This window comes from Ornithinimicrobium sp. (assembly GCF_035267225.1).
Taxonomy (GTDB): Bacteria; Actinomycetota; Actinomycetes; order Actinomycetales; family Dermatophilaceae; genus Ornithinicoccus.
In genome coordinates this window covers 1-17,614 of the sequence record NZ_DATFMA010000046.1, presented here as the reverse complement: position 1 = coordinate 17,614, position 17,614 = coordinate 1, and the positions used below count along the sequence as shown (strand labels likewise).

The following is a 17,614-nucleotide window of genomic DNA, read 5'->3' as shown; positions in this document are numbered from 1 at the left end:
GGGTTCGTGACCGAACAGATCGGCATCGGCGATGTCGAGGCCGCGTTCGAGAAGATGGCCGGCGGCGAGGTGCTGCGCTCGGTCGTGGTCATGGACGAAGCCGGTTCCGGGACGGAGCAGGCATGAGCACGCCGCAGGTCGCGCACACCGTCACCTCGGGCACCTTCAGCCTCGACGGGGGTCAGTGGGAGGTCGACAACAACGTCTGGGTGCTCGGCGACGACACCGAGTGCGTGGTGATCGACGCCCCGCACGACGCCGAGGCCATCCTCGACGTCGTCGCCGGGCGCACGGTGAAGGCGGTGCTGCTCACCCACGCCCACGACGACCACATCGACGCCGCCGCTGAGGTATGCCGGGCCACCGGCGCCCCGGCCTACCTGCATCCCGACGACCGGATGCTGTGGGACCGGGTGCATCCGCACGCGCCGGACGGCGAGCTGGAGGACGGGGAGCGGATCGAGGTGGCCGGAGTCACCCTCGAGGTGCTGCACACGCCCGGGCACAGCCCGGGAGCGTGCTGCTTCTACGTGGCCGACCTGGGCGTGGTGTTCACCGGCGACACCCTGTTCAACGGTGGGCCGGGAGCGACCGGGCGCTCGTTCAGCGACTTCGACACCATCGTGGCCTCGATCACCGACCGGCTGCTGTCGTTGCCCCCGGAGACCACGGTGCATACCGGGCACGGAGAGGCGACGACGATCGGCGAGGAGGCCGAGGGGCGCGAGGGCTGGAAGCCCTGACTCCCGGCTGTCCCGGGACGCGACGCATCCACCGATAGCCTGGTGCGGTGAGTCTGCGTCTGTACGACACCGCCACCCGCGAGGTCCGGGAGTTCGAGCCCCTGGTGCCCGGCAAGGTCGGCATCTACATCTGCGGGCTGACCACGCAGGGTGCGCCGCACATCGGGCACCTGCGGTTCACCGTCGCGTTCGACATCCTGCGTCGGTGGATGATCCGCGGCCACGGGTATGACGTGACCTTCGTGCGCAACGTCACCGACATCGACGACAAGATCCTGCGCCGGTCGGCTGAGCACGGGCGGCCGTGGTGGGCGTGGAGCTATGCGCACGAGCGGGAGACCACGCAGGCGCTCGATGTGCTCGGGGTGCTGCCCGCGACCTACGAGCCGCGGGCCACCGGCCACATCACCGAGATGGTGGAGCTGGTCGAGCTGCTCGTCGACGCCGGGCACGCCTACCCGGCCGCCGACGGCAGCGGCGACGTGTACTTCGACGTCCAGTCCTGGCCCGCCTACGGCGAGCTGACCCGGCAGCGCATCGCGGACATGGAGCCCGCCACGGACGCCGACCCCCGGGGCAAGCGTGACCCCCGCGACTTCGCCCTGTGGAAGGGCGTCAAGGCCGAGGAACCGGCGAGCGCCAGCTGGCCCACTCCGTACGGCCGCGGTCGCCCCGGATGGCACCTCGAGTGCTCAGCGATGGCCCGCAAGTACCTCGGCGACACCTTCGACATCCACGGCGGCGGGGTCGACCTGCGCTTCCCGCACCACGAGAACGAGCAGGCCCAGTCCCGGGCGGCCGGCCTGGGCTTCGCGCGCTGGTGGATGCACAACGCGTGGCTGACCATCAGCGGCGAGAAGATGAGCAAGTCGCTGGGCAACTCGATGATCGTCTCCGAGATCACCCGGGGGGTGCGGCCGCTGGTGCTGCGCTACTACCTCGGCGCCGTGCACTACCGCTCCACTATCGAGTACGGCGACACCTCACTGGACGAGGCGCAGGCGTCGGTGGAGCGGATCGAGTCCTTCCTCACCCGCGCCCTGACCGCGACGGGCACGCAGGCCCAGCAGGTCTGCGTGGACGCCCGCGAGAGCGCGCTCCCGGCCGCGTTCGCCGCGGCGCTCGACGACGACCTCAACGTCTCCGAGGCCCTGGCCGCGGTGTTCGCCCACGTGCGCGAGGGCAACCGCGCGCTGGCCGAGGGCGACTCCTCGCGCGTCGCCGACGAGCTGCGGGCGGTGGTGGCGATGACCGAGGTGCTCGGGGTCAACCCGCTGGACGAGCACTGGTCGCAGACCCCCGCCTCCTCCCGTGAGCACGCCGTGCTCGACACCATGGTCAACGCCCGGTTGGCCCAGCGCGACACGGCCCGCGCGGCGCGCGACTTCGCCTCCGCCGACGCGATCCGCGACGAGCTGGCCGCGGCTGGTATCGCCATCGAGGACACGCCCGCCGGTGCCCGGTGGGCCCTGCACCACTGACTCCGAAACGAGGTATGCCGCATGCCCGGCAACTCCCAGCGCCGCGGCGCCGTGCGCAAGTCGAACAAGAAGGGCGCCACGGTCGGCAGCGGCGGGCAGCGCCGCAAGCAGCTCCAGGGCCGGGGCCCGACGCCGAAGGCGGAGGACCGGCCGCACCATCCTGCCTCGGCGCGCAAGGGCCGTTCAGGGGCCTCCGGAAAGCCCGGCCGTCCGCGCGCCCGCGCGGGACAGTCCGCCGCCGAGGTCGTCGCCGGTCGCAACGCGGTGCTGGAGGCTCTGCGCAGCCACATCCCGGCCACGGCGCTGTACGTCGGGGCCCGGATCGACTCCGACGACCGGGTGCGCGAGTCCATCACCCTGGCCACCGAGGCGGAGATCGCCGTGCTCGAGGCGCCACGGGGTGAGCTCGACCGGCTGACCGACGACGCGGCTCACCAGGGCCTGGCCCTGCAGGTGCCGGCCTACGAGTACGCCCACCCCGATGACCTGATGGCCGTCGAAGCGCCCGGCCCGGGCCTCATCGTGGCCCTGGACGGCATCACCGACCCGCGCAACCTCGGGGCCATCCTCCGCTCGGCGGGAGCCTTCGGCGCCCATGGCGTGGTCGTCCCGGCGCGCCGGTCCGCCGGGATGACGGCCACGGCGTGGAAGACCTCGGCCGGTGCGGCCGCACGCGTGCCGGTCGCGCAGGCCACCAACCTCACCCGGGCGCTGGAGAGCTACCAGGCGGCGGGGTACTTCACCATCGGCCTCGACGCCGACGGCGAGGTGTCGCTGCCGGCGCTGGAGCTCGCCGACCGGCCCCTGGTGGTCGTGGTCGGCTCGGAGGGCAAGGGCCTGTCCCGCCTGGTGCGGCAGACCTGTGACCAGGTGGTGTCGATCCCCATGAGCGGAGCCACCGAGTCCCTGAACGCCGGGATCGCGGCCGCCGTGAGCCTGTACGCGATCGCCCAGCACCGGGCGTGAGGCGGCGGCGAGCCGCGGCCGGCCCGGTGCGCCACGGCGGTCTCGTGGTCATACGCGTGGGTATGGCAGTTGCTGCGGCCGGGGCACTCGTGGCCTGCAGCTCCGGCGACGCGGAAAGTCTGGGGGACGACAGCCGCCAGACGACGACGGCCGCGGAGGACAGCGAGGCAGGCACCAGCTCGCCGGGCGCGGCGGCCTCGCTCGACATCGTGGCCACCATCGACCGGGAGCCGACCTTCACCCAGGGGCTGGAGCTGCTGGACGACGGGCGGATGGTGCACAGCCGGGGCCAGTACGGCGAGTCGGGCATCGACATCCTGAGCCCCGCCGGTGAGGTCGTGCGCAGCCGCGACCTGCCGGAGGAGCAGTTCGGCGAGGGTGTGACCGTGGTGCCGGGCGACCAGGGTGAGCCGGCGACGGCGTACCAGCTGACGTGGATGTCGGGAACGGTGCACACGTGGAGCGTGCCGGCCCTGGAGCCGGGGCCGACGTACGACATCGACGGCGAAGGGTGGGGGTTGTGCCACGACGAGACCCGGGACGTGCTGTGGCAGTCGGACGGCAGCGCGCGCCTGCGCGCCCTCGAGCTGCCGGACCTCGCGCCCGCCGGTGAGGTGGTCGTGACGCAGGACGGGCAGCCGGTGACCCAGCTCAACGAGCTGGAGTGCGTCGACGGCATGGTCTGGGCGAACGTGTGGCAACGGAGCGACATCCTGCTGGTCGACCCCGAGGACGGAGCGGTCGAGCAGCGGGTCTCGCTGCGCGAGGTCGTCGACGAGGAGGACCCGAGCGAGGCCGCGGACGTGCTCAACGGCATCGCGCGGACCAAGAACGGGGAGCTGCTGGTCACGGGCAAGAACTGGAAGCACCTGTACCGCCTCGACGTCCCCTCGACGGGGTAGGACACGGTTGGCGCCGCTTTCCCACGCGGGCGGCGCCGGGCTCTCACACGGGCGGCGCCGCGCTAGAACGACACCCGGATGGGGATCTCGTCGGTGTCCACGCCCAGCACCGCGGCCTCGTCCGGCTTGTGGGGCAGCACCGTGTTGACGTAGTCGTCGGCGGCGTCCTGCAACGTCATGTCGCGGCCGGCCTGCTCGGAGAGGTACCAGCGGTGCTCGAGCAGCTCGTGGAACAGCTCGGCCGGTTCGAGCTTGGAGCGCAGCTCGGCGGGCACGCTGCGGGTGGCGGGCTCGTAGATCCGAGACAGCCAGTCGTGCGCGACCTGCGCCTCGTCGTCGTTCTGCCGGTCGGTGGCCGCCCGGTAGGAGTCGAGGTCGTTCAGCAGCCGCCGGGCCTGGTTCTCCTGGACGTCCAGACCCGTGAGCTGCATCATCCGCCGGGAGTGGTAGCCGATGTCGACCACCTTGGGCCGGATCTGCAGGTGGGTGCCGTCGATGTCGGTGGTGATGGCCAGCTCGTCCACGTCGAAGCCCAGGTTGTTCAGCCGCGAGATGCGGTCTTCCACCTTCCAGCGCTCCCCGCTGCCGAAGCGCTCGGTGGCGGTCAGCTCGCGCCACAGCAGCTCGTAGCGGTGCATGATGCGGTTGGCCGTCTCGACCGGGTCGATCGAGCTGTCGAGCAGGTCGCCGGCCTCGAGGTCCATCAGCTCACCGGCCAGGTTCGCGTGCGCGATCTGCAGGTCGTGCGCGCGCTGGCCGTCGCTGAGCTGCTCGTAGATGGAGGCGGTCTCGGCGTCGACGAGGTAGGCCGCGAAGTCACCCGCGTCGCGGCGGAACAGGGTGTTGGACAGCGACACGTCGCCCCAGAACACGCCGGTGATGTGCAGGCGCGCGAGCAGCACCGCCAACGCGTCGAGCACTCGCCGCGCCGTGTCCGGCTGCATCCGCTGGCTGAAGATGGCGCGGTAGGGCAGGGCGAACCTCAGGTGCCGGGTGACCAGGCAGGCGTCGAGCGGCTCGCCGTGGGCGTCCGTGCGCCCGGAGATGACGGCGAGCGGCGTGACGGCGGGCAGGTCGAGCCGGCCCATCATCCGCAGCGTCTCGTACTCGCGGCGCGCCAGGTCTGCCTGGATCTCCTTGACGGCCACGACCCCACCAGGCATCTTGACGAAGCGCACCACGTGCCGCGAGATCCCCCGAGGCAGGGCCGCGAGCCGGTCGGCCGGCCACTGCTCCAGCGGCACCTGCCACGGCAGGTCGAGCAGAGCAGGATCCGGACGCGCCGCCGAGATGTCGAGCGCCATGAGGCCAGCCTAGCCCCGGCCGCAGGGGCACCTCAGTCGTCGGCGATGCGGCGCGCCATGACCAGCCAGCCGCCGAGGGCAAGGGCGCTGACGGTCACCAGCATCACCCATCCGCCGGGCTCCACCGTCCCGATACCGAGCCAGGCGGACTGGATCGAGCGGATCGACTGGGTCATCGGGAGGGCGTCGGAGATGGTCCGCATGACCTCGGGCATCGCCGCCGGCGGCGGGCCGCTGCCGCTGAGCAGGAAGAGAGGGAAGAACAGGGTCAGCCCCACCGCGTCGGCGGCGCGGGAGGTCGGCAGCACGAGCCCGAGGAACAGCCCCACGTTGATGAACATGAAGGTGCTCAGCCCGATCGCGCCGGCGGTGGCCCAGGGGTGCTGCACGGCTGGCACCCCGTAGGACAGGAAGGCGGTGGCCAGCGTGACCGCGAAACCGACCAGAGCCATCAGGACGGCCACCACGGCCCACGCGGCCGGCAGCGCCCACGCCGGGAAGTGCGAGGCGTGGAAGCGGCGCAGCACCCCCGCCTGGTGGTAGGAGGCCAGGTGCGCCGGGAGCATGATGAGGCCGAGGGCGGCGAGGACCACGGCGAAGTACGCCGCCGTGTAGTACGCGGCGGGAGTCACCCCGGCGAACGTCGGGTCGTTCGGGTCGAACACGCCGCCCATGACCAGGACGACGAGGGCCGGGAAGGCGACGACGAAGACCAGGCTGACGGGCTCGCGGAGGAACAGGCGGATCTCGGTAGTCACCAGGGCGGGGATGGCGGTTCTCATGAGGTCGCTCCGATCAGGGTCAGCATCGCCTGGTGCAGGCGGGGATGGGTGACGTGCAGGTCGCTGGGCCCGCGACCGTCGGTGATGGTGGCCGCGCAGACGGCCGGAGTCATGGCCGCATCGCCCACGACGGCGAGCGCGCCGGGGTCCTGCGGGCAGCGCGCGACGGTGCGCACGCCGGGGAGGTGGCGCAACCGTGCGGGGTCGAGGCCGGGCGGCGGGGTGAAGGTGATGCGTGTGGGCCCGCCGAACCGGCGAGTGAGCTCCTGAGGGGTGCCCGTGTGGACGACGCGACCCTCGCGCAGCACGGCCGCCCGGTCGCACAGCTCCTCGACCTCGTCGGCGAGGTGGCTGACCATGACGACGGTCGTCCCGGCCTCGCGGACGTCGCGGATGACGTCCCACACGTCGCGGCGTGCCGCGGGGTCGAGCCCTTGGGTCAGCTCGTCCAGGAACAGCACCTGGGGACGGTGCAGGAGGGCGAGCGCGATGAAGAGCCGCTGGCGTTGCCCGCCGGAGAGGTCGGCGAAGCTGGAGCGCCGGTGACGGTGCAGCCCCCACGGCCGCAGCAGCGCCGCGACCTCGCGGCGGCCCGGTCGTGCGCGGCCACCCGAGCCTCCGGCGCCCGCGGCGAACAGGGCGATGGCCTCGCCCACGCGCAGCCGGTCGGGGAGGGCGGCCTCCTGCAGCTGGCTGCCCACCACCGCGCGCAGCGGGGCGCGTTGGGTGAGGGGGTCCAAGCCGAGCACGCGCAGGCGTCCGGAGTCCGGCCGCCGCAGGCCCTGCAGGCACTCGACGGTGGTGGTCTTGCCGGCTCCGTTGGCACCCAGGAGGCCGAAGATCTCACCGGGGCGGACGGAGAAGGAGACGTCGTCGACGACGCGTTGGCCGTCGTAGCACTTGACCAGCGAGGTGACCTCGATGGCGGTGTCGGTGGTGCCGGTGGCGACCTCGACACCCGGGGGAGCGGTCTGGGTGGCGTTCATAGGACCAGCGTGCGTTCGCCGGGCGCTGCCGCACATCCCCCCACGGGCCAGATCGGGGCTCACCCCCGGGGGGAGGCCCCGGGGCGATCAACCGTCGACGTCGGGCAGACCCACGATGCCGTGGTCGTAGGCGAAGACGATGGCGGCGGCGCGGTCACGCGCACCGAGCTTGGTGAACACGGCGCCCACATGGCTCTTGACCGTGGCCTCGCTCACGTACAGCGCGGCGGCGATCTCCTGGTTGGTGGCACCGCGCGCCATCCGTCTCAGCACCTCGTGCTCACGCTCGGTGAGCTGGGCGAGATGGCCACTCGCGCCGATGTGGTGACGTGCGCCGTGTCTGACAGTTTGTAGCACCCGTGGCGCGACGCGGGCGTCCAGCCACGCCCCGCCACCGGCCACCGCTGTGGTGGCGGCGATGAGCTGCGCGGCGCTCGTGTCCTTGAGCACGAACCCCGCGGCCCCGGCGTCGAGCGCTCCCCACAGAGCGTCGTCGTCGTCGAACGTGGTCAGGATGAGCACCGGCGGGTGGTCGCCCCGGCGACACAGGGCCCGAGTGGCGCTGACCCCGCCGGTCCGGGGCATGCGCAGGTCCATCAGCACCACGTCGGGCTTCAGTGCGTCGACAGCCGCCTCCACCTCGTCGCCGTCGGAGCACTCGCCGACCACGGTGAACCCGTCCTCCGGCCCGAGGATGCGGCGCACCCCCGCTCGGACCACGGGCTGGTCGTCCACGACCAGGGCACGGATCATGACGGCGGCACCGGCACGGGGGACAGCGGCAGCCGCGCGTCCACGAGCCACCCGTCCTGCGTGGGCCCGGCGGTCAGTGTCCCGCCGACCGAGCGTGCACGCTCGACCATCCCGATCACCCCGTAGCCCGTGGTGTTGGCCGGTGGGGGCGCGTGGCCGTGGTCGCGCACGCGGACTCGGACCTGCTCGTGGTCGGTGACGACGTCGAGTCGCACCGAGTTCTCGACCGCGTGCCGGGAGACGTTGGCCAGCGACTCGGCGCAGATGCGGGTCAGGGCCAGACCGAGCGGGCCCTCGAGCCGTCGCGCCGCGGGGTCGATGTGAGCCTCCACGCGGACTCCCGCGCGCGCATAGTCACCGACGACGCTCTCCAGGTCGAGGGCGGTGGGCACCGGGGGGTCCGTGCCCTGCTCGGTGGTGCGCAGCGAGGCCACTGTCGTGCGCACCTGCGCCAGGCCGGAGCGGCCCACCGCCTCGGCTTGTCGTAGGGCGTCGTCCGCTTCGTCGATGTCGCGTCGCAGGACGTGCCGGGCCCCGGTGACGTGCAGCATCATGGCGGCCAGGGTGTGCCCGGCGAGGTCGTGCAGCTCACGCGCGATGCGCCGCCGCTCGTCCGCAACGGCGCGTTGGGCGAGCTCCTCGCGTGCCTGCCGTAGGGCGACGATGGCCTCGTGCTGGGCGAACAGCACTCGGCCCAGCGCAAGCGTGAACACCTCGGCCGCCACCCAGGGCGCCCACCCGAGCGACTCCGGGTTGGCGAGCCATACCCCGGCGATGACCACGATCGCGGCGGCGGCCACCGCACACGAGCGCAGCAGGGAGCCCGTGTGCCAGGCGACGTACACCGTGAGCAGGTTGACCAGGAGGAACGCCGCCTCCAGACGTCCGCTGCTGCCGACGGCGAGGCCGACCAGGACCATGACGAGGAAGGCCGTGGGTAGAGTCGGCACTGCGGTCAGGGCCAGGGACGTCAGCGCGGCACCGGCCAGGACCAACCCCAGGAGGGCCGGCCACGGTCCGGGCTCGGTCAGCTGGCCCACCACGATGATGACGGCGCTCGAGCCGGCGAGAAACGGCCACTGCCCGATCTCGATCCGGCGGTCGGGACGGTGAAGGTCCTCGGCCAACCATTGCCGTAGGTGCATACTCCCGAGGCTACGACCCGCAGCGGTATCAGGCCTTCCCCCCACAGACGCCAGGCTCTCCCCCCACGGGTGGAGTGCGCCGCGCCGAGGACGACAGCGCGATGCCGTCCGCTCCCCGGGATGGGGGAGCGGACGGCATCCATGGTGGGTGTGTCGATGCCTCCTAGTTGATGCGCTCCCCGCTCTCGGGGTCGAAGAGGTGCACGTGGTCCTGCTTGGCGATGAAGTGGACCTGCTCGCCCTTCTTCGGCGGGGTGCGGCCGTCCACGCGGGCGATGAACGGCTTGTCCGTCGCGGCGGAGCCGGGCAGCTCGCCGTAGACGTAGGCGTCGGCCCCCAGCTCCTCGACCAGGTCGACCTCGACGGTGATGCCGCGGCCGGAGTCGTCGACGTCGAGGTCCTCGGGGCGCACGCCGAGGATCACCTCGTCACCGGCCTTGGAGAGCACGTCGCGCTCGACGGGGAAGACCGACTCACCGAACTGCAGGCCACCGTCGGTGACCTTCAGCGTGGTGAGGTTCATCGCGGGGGAGCCGATGAAGCCGGCGACGAACACGTTGTTCGGGTGGTCGTACATCCGCCGCGGCGGGTCGCACTGCTGCAGCAGACCGTCCTTGAGCACGGCCACCCGGTCGCCCATGGTCATGGCCTCGACCTGGTCGTGCGTGACGTAGACGGTGGTGACACCGAGGCGGCGCTGCAGCGAGGCGATCTGGGTGCGCGTCTGCACGCGCAGCTTGGCGTCGAGGTTGGACAGCGGCTCGTCCATGAGGAAGACCTGGGGGGAACGCACGATGGCCCGGCCCATGGCGACGCGCTGGCGCTGCCCACCGGACAGCGCCTTGGGCTTGCGGTCGAGGAACTCGGTGAGGTCCAGGATCTTCGCGGCCTCCTCCACCCGCTCGCGGATCTCGGACTTGTCGGTGCCGGCGATCTTCAGAGCGAAGCCCATGTTGTCCGCGACGCTCATGTGCGGGTAGAGCGCGTAGTTCTGGAACACCATCGCCACGTCGCGGTCCTTCGGCGGCAGCGTGGTGACGTCCTTGTCACCGATCAGGATGCGCCCGCGGTTGACCTCCTCCAGGCCGGCGAGCATGCGCAGGCTGGTGGACTTGCCACAGCCGGAGGGGCCGACGAGGACGAGGAACTCGCCGTCTTCGATGTCGATGGACAGGTCCGTCACCGCAGGGTTGTCGGCCCCGGGGAAGATGCGGACGATCTTGTCGAGGGTCACTGTGGCCATGAGCCGTCTCTCCTTCACCGGCAGGAACGTGCCGGACGGTCCGTTGTAAAGGGCGCTCCGCCGGTGGGGTCCGGACGGAGTCGTCGAGGCGGCGTCGCCGAGAGGTCATGAGCAGTCTGGCGACGTTGCCAAGACTCCTGGTCACAGTACCGACATCCCATCGTCGGCGCCAGGTCTCCTCATGCGGCGCAGAGGGTTCACCCGGCAGCGGCCTGGCCCTCAGGAGCCGGCGGCCGGGCCCTCAGGAGCCGGAGCGAGCCCCGTACAGCAGCCGCAGCATGTCCACGACCGCACGCTCGTCGTCCACGCGGAACCGCGCTGAGGTCGTCCCGGAGCCGACCTTCACGCTGACGTGCGGCTCGGGCAACGTCGCGAAGGCGTGCTCGTCGGTGACGTCGTCGCCGGCGTAGACGATCCGGGTGGCGTGGACCGCGTCGGCGAGCTCGAGCAGGGCTGAGCCCTTGTCGGCCGGCGTCACGGCCATCTCCACCACGTCCTTGCCCTCGGTGACGGCCACCTCGGGAACGTCGAGCGCCATGCTGGTGGCGGCTTCTCTGGCCGCCCTCGCGGCGGCGTCGGGCAGGCCGCGGGTATGCAGCACCAGAGCGGCCGGCTTGCGCTCCACCCGTGCCCGGGGGTGCTCCTCGAGCACCGCCTCGAGCCCTTCGGCGAGACGGTCGAAACGCAGCTGCTGGCCCTCGTCGAGGGCGAGCTGGCTGCGGTGCGAGGACTCCGCGCCGTGGCTGCCGATGAGCACGATGGGCTCGTCGGCCCCGCTCAGCTCGCGCAGCGGCTGCAGCGCCCGTCCGGAGACCAGGGCCACCGTGGTGGCCTCCAGTGCGGCCAGCTCGTAGAGCACGCCGATGCCTCCGGCGACGGGCTCGACGGCCATGGGCTCGTCGGCCAGCGGCGCGAGCGTGCCGTCGAAGTCGACGCCGACCAGCAGCGGCTCGGTCGGCGGGAGGTCGCGGAGCGCACCGCGCAAGGTCGAGTCCATCGATGACCTCCTGTGTCTGCCTGGCGCCGGCCCGTGCGCCGGTGCGTGCGCCGGTGCGTCAGGGCTCGCCCGGCAGGGCCATGCCGACCCTATCTAGGGTTCGGGCTGTTCTGGTGCCACCGCGAGCGCCTGCAGGTAGCTGTCGGCCCAGGCGTAGACGTCGTGCGTGCGCACGCGGCGACGCATCGCCCGCATCCGACGCCGGCGGGCGCTGGGCTCGTCGTGCAGCGCGGTCAGGATGCTGCGCTTGAGCCCGACGATGTCGTGCGGGTTGCACCCGTAGGCCGACGTCAGCTCCTGGGAGGCACCGGCGAACTCGCTGAGCACCAGGGCGCCGCCCAGGTCGTGCCGGCAGGTGACGTACTCCTTGCAGACCAGGTTCATCCCGTCGCGCAGTGGGGTCACGAGCATGACGTCGGCGGCCTGGTACATCGCCGCCATCTCCTCGCGGGGGTAGGCCTGGTGCAGGTAGTACACCGGGGTCTGCCCGATGTCGGAGTACTCCCCGTTGATCCGGCCCACCATGGCCTCGACCTGGGAGCGCAGCCGGCGGTAGGCCTCGACCCGCTCGCGGCTGGGGCTGGCGACCTGCACCACGGCGACTTCGCGGGGGTCGATGGCACCGTCGGCGAGCAGCTCGGAGACGGCGCGCAGGCGGTGCCGGATGCCTTTGGTGTAGTCGAGCCGGTCCACGCCGAGCAGGACCGTGCGCGGGTTGCCCAGGGAGGCGCGGATGGCCTCGGCGCGCTCGGTGACCTCGGCGGACATGGCCAAGGACTCCAGCGCCGAGAAGTCGATCGAGATCGGGATGGGGGCGGCACGCACGGTGCGGGGCGCATGGCCCAGCAAGCCGTCCTGGGAGCCCTGCCAGGTGACGACGGAACCGCGTGAGCTGGCCCCCAGCACCATGCGGCAGGCGCGCAGGAAGTTGCGCGCGTCCGCGCTGCGCTGGAATCCCACGAAGTCCGCGCCGAGCAGGCCCCGCAGCACGGCGGTGCGCCAGGGCAGCTGGGCGAACAGCTCGACCGGCGGGAAGGGGATGTGGTTGAACCAGCCGATGCGCAGGTCGGGTCGCAGCTCACGCAGCAGCGCGGGCACCAGCTGCAGCTGGTAGTCCTGCACCCACACCGTGGCCCCGTCGGCGGCGACGTCGGCGGTGGCCTGTGCGAACCGTTCGTTCACGGTCCGGTAGGCCGCCCACCAGCTGCGGTGGAACGCCGGCTCGCTGATGACGTCGTGGTAGATCGGCCACAGGGTCCCGTTGCTGAACCCCTCGTAGTAGTCCCGGATGTCGCGGGCGTCCAGGGTCACCGGGAACAGGTGCAACCCGCAGGCCGTGGTGAAGGGCTCGAGGCTGACTCCGGCTTCGCCGGGCCAGCCCACCCAGGCTCCCCGCCGGTCGCGCATCACCGGTTCCATGGCCGTGACCAACCCCCCTGGACTGGTGCGCCATTCGTCCGTCCCGTCGTCGTGCACGACGCGGTCGACCGGCAAGCGGTTGGCCACGACGACGAAGTCGGCGCGCTCCCCAGGCGAAACCATCGCGTGCTCCCTTTCGTCTATGCATAGACACTAGGTGATGGTGGGGGTTCGCGCGGGTCGGCGACCTCCAGCGAGTCTGAGATGAGGAGGGCGAGCGCATAACGTGGGTCACGTGACCGAGGAACTCTCCGTCCCTTCCGGCGGCGACGGGCCACGCCGCGTCGGGTCCTACGAGCTGGGACCCCGGCTGGGGGAAGGCGGCATGGGCGTGGTGTGGCGCTCGCAGGACCGCGAGGGCCGCGAGGTGTCGGTGAAGGTGCTGCGCCCGCACATCGCCCACGACGAGAACGCCCGGGCCCGGCTGCGTCGCGAGGTCGACACCCTCGCGCGCGTGCACCACCCGCGCGTGGCCGCCGTGCTGGACGCCGACGTGGACGGGCCGGCGCCCTACATCGTGACCGAGTTCGTGCCCGGGGCGCCGCTGGACGCGGTGGTGGCGGTCCAGGGGGCGTTGCCGCCGGAGGCGCTGGTGCGGCTGGGTGAGGGTCTGTCGGACGCGTTGGGGGCCATCCACGAGGTCGGCATCGTCCACCGCGACCTCAAGCCGGGCAACGTGCTCATGGTGGGCGACGACCCGGTGGTGATCGACTTCGGGATCGCCCAGGTGGCCGATGACTCGCGGCTGACCGTGACCGGCATGGTGATGGGCACTCCTGGGTACCTGTCGCCGGAGGTGGTGGAGGGCGGCTCGGTGACCCGAGCCACCGACTGGTGGGGGTGGGCGGCCACGCTGGCCTTCGCGGCCAGCGGGCACCCACCGTTCGGCACCGGGCCGATGAGCGTGGTGCTGGACCGGGTGGTGCGGGGGCGCACCCAGCTCGACAAGGTGGACGAGCAGCTGCGCCCGCTGCTGCTGGCGGCCCTCGATCCCGACCCGAGCCACCGGCCGGGCTCCGAGGAGGTCATGGCGGCCATGAAGGCCTACGCGCAGCGCCGCCCGGTGACCGAGGCGATGTCACCGCGCTCGCTGAGCGCGGCGGGGTGGGTTGCGGGCGCAGGCGCGGCCGCAGCCGGTGGTCGGCACCGTGAGGCCGGTGAACCGGCTGAGCAGGGCGAACCCGGTCAGCACGGCCAGGCCGGGCAGCCCGGCGGGGCCGGTGGAACCGGCGAGGAGGACCCGGCCGGCGCGCCGACCCGCGAGCATCCGGTCACCGCGGGGGACGACTCCACCCAGATGACTCCGGTGGTCGACCCGACCCGGGCCCAGCCCATCCCGCAGACGCGCGCGGTTCCGACCGGTGCACCACCTCACACACCCCCGACACCGCCGAGCGGGTCCCCGGCCTACCGGGACCCGCAGCCCTACCCGCATACCGAGCGCTATCCCTCCCAGCGCTACCAGGGGGCCGGGCCCCGTGACCGTGGCCCCGCACCCGCCCAGCAGCCTGGTCGCTACCCGCCGCCCCCACCGCAGAACCAGCACGGGCAGCCCGGGCCCCACCCCGGAGCCCGTCCGCCGCAGCCACCGTGGGAGCGACGGCCTCACCCCGGGGCCGGGCAGGGGTACCCACCGGGCCAGCCGTACGGGGGAGGGCAGCCGCATCCGGGGGGCCGACCGCCGGCCGGTGCGGCCTACCCGCGGGCGGGGGGAGACCCCCGGATCGGGCGCCCGCCGCGGACCGGGACGATCCTCACCCTGCTGGCCGTCTTCGTGGCGCTGTGCACCGTCGCCCCGCTGCTGGCGTGGGGGCTGCTCGCGATCTGGTCGGTGCTGACCCGGTGGGTGGACCGGTCGATGACGGGGCTGGTGATGCGCCGGCACACCGCGGGGCCGCGGGGCAGTGACATCCCGATGACGCTGCTGGCCGCGCCGTGGCGCCTCATCCCGGCGGTGCTGACCACGCTGCTGTGGCTGGTGCTGCCGCTGGGGTTCGCGGTCACGGCGGCGTTCGCCACCTCGTTCGGGCTGACCGAGGGGGGGCTGGTCGTGGCCGAGGTCGACGACCCGCTGCCCATCGCGGTGGGGTCGGCGCTGGGGGCCGTCGTCGGGTGGTGGGGCCCGGGCAGCGTGTCGCTGCGCCGGGGGACCCGCACGTTGCTGCGGGCGGTGGTGCCGTCGGGGCCGGCGACCCAGCTGGTGGTCACGTTCTTGTTGGTGGGGTCGCTCACGCTGGGGGCGTGGGCGCTGCTGGACCCCCAGGCGGTGTCGTGGTGGCCGAGCCCGACGGGTCAGGCTCCCCTTCTTGATCGCCTCCAGACGCAAATTCTTGGTCAGCGGTTGTCCAGTTTTTGATCATTTTCGTTGGTCCGCGGCGTGTCGCTCCGTAGCGTGACCGATTCGTGATCTAAAGCCGCCCCTTCTGGAGGACCCCGTATGAGCAGAATGCTGGGACGTTGTGCTGCCCGCCGACCCGATGCCCGCGCCGGCCTGCTGCAGCGCCTCGTCACCATGCTGGCGGCGTCGGCGATCGCGATCGGCCTCTTCGGGGTCTCGGCCCCGGCCGCGCAGGCCGGGAGCGTGTGGGACCGGGTCGCCGCGTGCGAGTCCAGCGGCCGGTGGAGCATCAACAACGGCAACGGCTTCTACGGGGGGCTGCAGTTCCACCCCCGGACGTGGGCCGGTTTCGGGGGCCGCACGTACGCCTCGTACGCGCACCGGGCCACCAAGGCGCAGCAGATCGCCATCGCGCGCCGGGTGCTCGCACGTCAGGGCCCGGGGGCCTGGCCGGTGTGCTCGAAGAAGGCGGGTCTGACGCGCAAGAGCGGCCGGGCCAACGCGAACGCGACGGCGTCGAGCAGCCGTTCAAGCGCCAGCAGCCCGAGCCGCAGCACAGGGCGCACCGTCACCAGGTACGTGTCGGCGCGCAAGACGGCCAACGTCCGATCCGGCCCGGGGACCCGGTACCGGTTGGTCGGGACGCTCGACCGGGGTGACCGGCTGCGCGGCCGGCTGAGCAACGGGTGGCTGCGGGTCTCCAGCGGTCGGTACGTGAGCTCGTACATGCTGTCGTCCTCGCCGGTGCAGCGGGCCAGCACGAGCAAGCGAACGACGACGCCCAAGTCGCGCTCCAGCTCGCGGAAGGTGACCCGCTACATCAGCGCCCGTTCCTCAGCCAGTGTGCGCACCGGCCCGAGCTCGCGCTACCGGGTGGTGGGCTCGCAGCGCCGTGGCACCCGGGTCAGCGGGACCCTGCGCAACGGTTGGCTGCGGACCTCCAGCTACCGCTGGATCGGGCCGGCGGTGCTCTCCACCCGGCCGGTCTCACGAAGCACCTCCACCAGGCCCTCGAAGTCCACGAAGTCGTCAAGTCGCTCGTCCACGGTGACGCGCTACGTCTCGGCTCGGTATAGCGCGAATGTGCGTTCCGGCCCCGGCGCGAAGTACCGGACCGTGGACAAGGAGCGGCGCGGGACCCGCGTGCGCGGCCGGATGGTCAACGGCTGGTTGAAGATCGGAACCCGCAAGTACATCGGGTCGTCGGTGCTCTCGACACGGCGCGTGTGACGCCCTGGTCACAGAGCGTGTCACGGCAAGGTAAAGCGATCACGGCGACCTGACGGCCCCGCCGCAGGCCCTCTCCCCCAAACGTGCTGGGGGAGAGGGCTTTTGCGTGTCTGTGGGGGGTGATGTTTGACATGTGCGCCATGTCGCGTACCGTTATGAATCCGTGATCCCGTTATCACTCCGTGACCTTTGTCCCGTTGGAAGGAACTCCCGTCTGATGACCTATACCCCGAAGCACCGTGCGCACCGTAAGCCCTCGCGCCGTCTCCGTGTCCCCGGCACCGTGGCAGCGGCAGGGGCGATGACCCTGGGCGCGTTCGCCATGAGCGCGCCGGCTGCTCAGGCGCAGAGCGTCTGGGACGAGGTCGCCGCCTGCGAGTCCGGTGGCGACTGGAACATCAACACCGGCAACAGCTTCTACGGCGGCCTGCAGTTCACCCAGTCCACCTGGGAGGGCTACGGCGGTACGGCCTACGCCCCCCGCGCTGACCTCGCCAGCAAGTCCGAGCAGATCGCTGTGGCCCAGCGCACCCTTGCGGGCCAGGGCCCCGGAGCCTGGCCGACCTGTTCGGTGAAGGCCGGGCTGACCAGCAGCAACGGTGGCGCCACCTCTGCTCCCGTGTCGGGCTCGAGCAGCTCGTCGAGCTCCTCGTCCTCGAGCAGCTCCTCCTCGAGCAGCAGCTCGTCGTCGAGCACCTCCAGCTCCAGCGGGTCGTCCTCGAGCGGCTCCACCTCGAGCTCCAGTGGCTCGTCCTCCTCGGCCCCGTCCTCGGCTCCGGCCCCCACGTCGAAGTACGCGAGCGGCTCCGGCAGCGGCTACATCTCCGCGGACATCGCGGCCTACGTCCGCTCCGGCCCGAGCTATGACAACGCGGTGGTCTCCAAGGTCGCCCGTGGCACCCAGGTCAGCGGCACGTGGGAGTACGGCTGGCTGAAGATCGGCCACGGCCAGTACGTCGGCAAGACGATGGTCTCCAGCAGCCCGGTCGGTGGCGGCTCCAGCAGCCACTCCGGCGGCTCGACCAGCGGTGGCCACGCCACCCAGGTCGTCACGGCCGACATCAACGCCTACGTGCGCTCCGGCCCGAGCTACGACAGCCCGATCATCGACAAGGAGCCGAACGGCAAGCACGTCTCCGGCACCTGGCACAACGGCTGGCTGAAGATCGGCGAAGGCCGCTACATCGGCAAGACCGTCCTCGGCAACGGCTGAGCTTCTCCACTCTGGGACCCAGAGCCCGCGTCGACGCCCTGTGTGTCGACGCGGGCTCTGCTCGTGCCGCCGGTCGGTAGGATCGGCGATGCCGGGTGCTTCGCGCGTCCGG

Annotated in this window: 15 protein-coding genes; 7 read left to right on the top strand and 8 right to left on the bottom strand. The window is 72.0% G+C overall.

Annotation, left to right across the window (positions count from 1 at the left end):
• Window positions 1–122 precede the first annotated feature (122 nt).
• From VJ976_RS03075 to VJ976_RS03060, 4 genes are all read left to right on the top strand, one after another.
• On the top strand, window positions 123–743 hold the full coding sequence (locus VJ976_RS03075; protein ID WP_324098639.1) for an MBL fold metallo-hydrolase: 621 nt from the start codon (window positions 123–125) through the stop codon (window positions 741–743).
• Window positions 744–790: 47 nt separating this feature from the next.
• Window positions 791–2,224, top strand: coding sequence for a cysteine--tRNA ligase (gene cysS, locus VJ976_RS03070; RefSeq protein WP_324098638.1), 1,434 nt, complete (start codon window positions 791–793; stop codon window positions 2,222–2,224).
• Between the two features lie 21 nt (window positions 2,225–2,245).
• Entirely contained in the window at window positions 2,246–3,190 is a 945-nt protein-coding gene (gene rlmB, locus VJ976_RS03065; RefSeq protein ID WP_324098637.1) for a 23S rRNA (guanosine(2251)-2'-O)-methyltransferase RlmB, read from the top strand.
• Between the two features lie 62 nt (window positions 3,191–3,252).
• The gene (locus VJ976_RS03060) at window positions 3,253–4,092 is read left to right on the top strand and encodes a glutaminyl-peptide cyclotransferase (protein ID WP_324098636.1); all 840 of its coding nucleotides are present in this window, start codon (window positions 3,253–3,255) and stop codon (window positions 4,090–4,092) included.
• A 62-nt stretch (window positions 4,093–4,154) separates the two neighbouring features.
• Here VJ976_RS03060 and VJ976_RS03055 read toward each other — a convergent pair whose 3' ends face one another.
• The 8 genes from VJ976_RS03055 to VJ976_RS03020 all read right to left on the bottom strand — a co-directional run bounded on the left by VJ976_RS03055 (window position 4,155) and on the right by VJ976_RS03020 (window position 12,844).
• A complete protein-coding gene (locus tag VJ976_RS03055; protein ID WP_324098635.1) occupies window positions 4,155–5,396 on the bottom strand; it encodes a DUF4032 domain-containing protein in 1,242 nt (413 codons plus the stop codon).
• A 32-nt stretch (window positions 5,397–5,428) separates the two neighbouring features.
• A complete protein-coding gene (locus VJ976_RS03050) occupies window positions 5,429–6,178 on the bottom strand; it encodes an ABC transporter permease (RefSeq protein ID WP_324098634.1) in 750 nt (249 codons plus the stop codon).
• Window positions 6,175–7,164: an ABC transporter ATP-binding protein gene (locus VJ976_RS03045; protein WP_324098633.1), complete on the bottom strand. Its 990-nt coding sequence runs from the start codon at window positions 7,162–7,164 to the stop codon at window positions 6,175–6,177. The genes VJ976_RS03050 and VJ976_RS03045 overlap by 4 nt, the downstream gene beginning before the upstream one ends.
• Window positions 7,165–7,251: 87 nt before the next feature.
• Window positions 7,252–7,917, bottom strand: a complete 666-nt coding sequence (locus VJ976_RS03040) for a response regulator transcription factor (RefSeq protein ID WP_324098632.1) — start codon at window positions 7,915–7,917, stop codon at window positions 7,252–7,254.
• Window positions 7,914–9,062, bottom strand: a complete 1,149-nt coding sequence (locus VJ976_RS03035) for a sensor histidine kinase (RefSeq protein ID WP_324098631.1) — start codon at window positions 9,060–9,062, stop codon at window positions 7,914–7,916. Before VJ976_RS03035 ends, VJ976_RS03040 begins: the two co-directional genes overlap by 4 nt.
• A 163-nt stretch (window positions 9,063–9,225) precedes the next feature.
• Entirely contained in the window at window positions 9,226–10,305 is a 1,080-nt protein-coding gene (locus VJ976_RS03030) for a sn-glycerol-3-phosphate ABC transporter ATP-binding protein UgpC (RefSeq protein WP_324098630.1), read from the bottom strand.
• A gap of 241 nt (window positions 10,306–10,546) precedes the next feature.
• Entirely contained in the window at window positions 10,547–11,302 is a 756-nt protein-coding gene (gene otsB / locus VJ976_RS03025) for a trehalose-phosphatase (protein ID WP_324098629.1), read from the bottom strand.
• Window positions 11,303–11,395: 93 nt separating this feature from the next.
• On the bottom strand, window positions 11,396–12,844 hold the full coding sequence (locus VJ976_RS03020) for a trehalose-6-phosphate synthase (RefSeq protein WP_324098628.1): 1,449 nt from the start codon (window positions 12,842–12,844) through the stop codon (window positions 11,396–11,398).
• Between the two features lie 112 nt (window positions 12,845–12,956).
• Between VJ976_RS03020 and VJ976_RS03015 the strand changes: the two genes are divergently transcribed.
• The 3 genes from VJ976_RS03015 to VJ976_RS03005 all read left to right on the top strand — a co-directional run bounded on the left by VJ976_RS03015 (window position 12,957) and on the right by VJ976_RS03005 (window position 17,502).
• A complete protein-coding gene (locus tag VJ976_RS03015) occupies window positions 12,957–15,077 on the top strand; it encodes a serine/threonine-protein kinase (protein WP_324098627.1) in 2,121 nt (706 codons plus the stop codon).
• A gap of 81 nt (window positions 15,078–15,158) precedes the next feature.
• Complete coding sequence (locus VJ976_RS03010; RefSeq protein WP_324098626.1) at window positions 15,159–16,289, top strand: transglycosylase family protein; 1,131 nt, start codon at window positions 15,159–15,161, stop codon at window positions 16,287–16,289.
• A gap of 217 nt (window positions 16,290–16,506) precedes the next feature.
• Window positions 16,507–17,502: a transglycosylase family protein gene (locus VJ976_RS03005; RefSeq protein WP_324098625.1), complete on the top strand. Its 996-nt coding sequence runs from the start codon at window positions 16,507–16,509 to the stop codon at window positions 17,500–17,502.
• The last annotated feature ends 112 nt before the right edge of the window (window positions 17,503–17,614 follow it).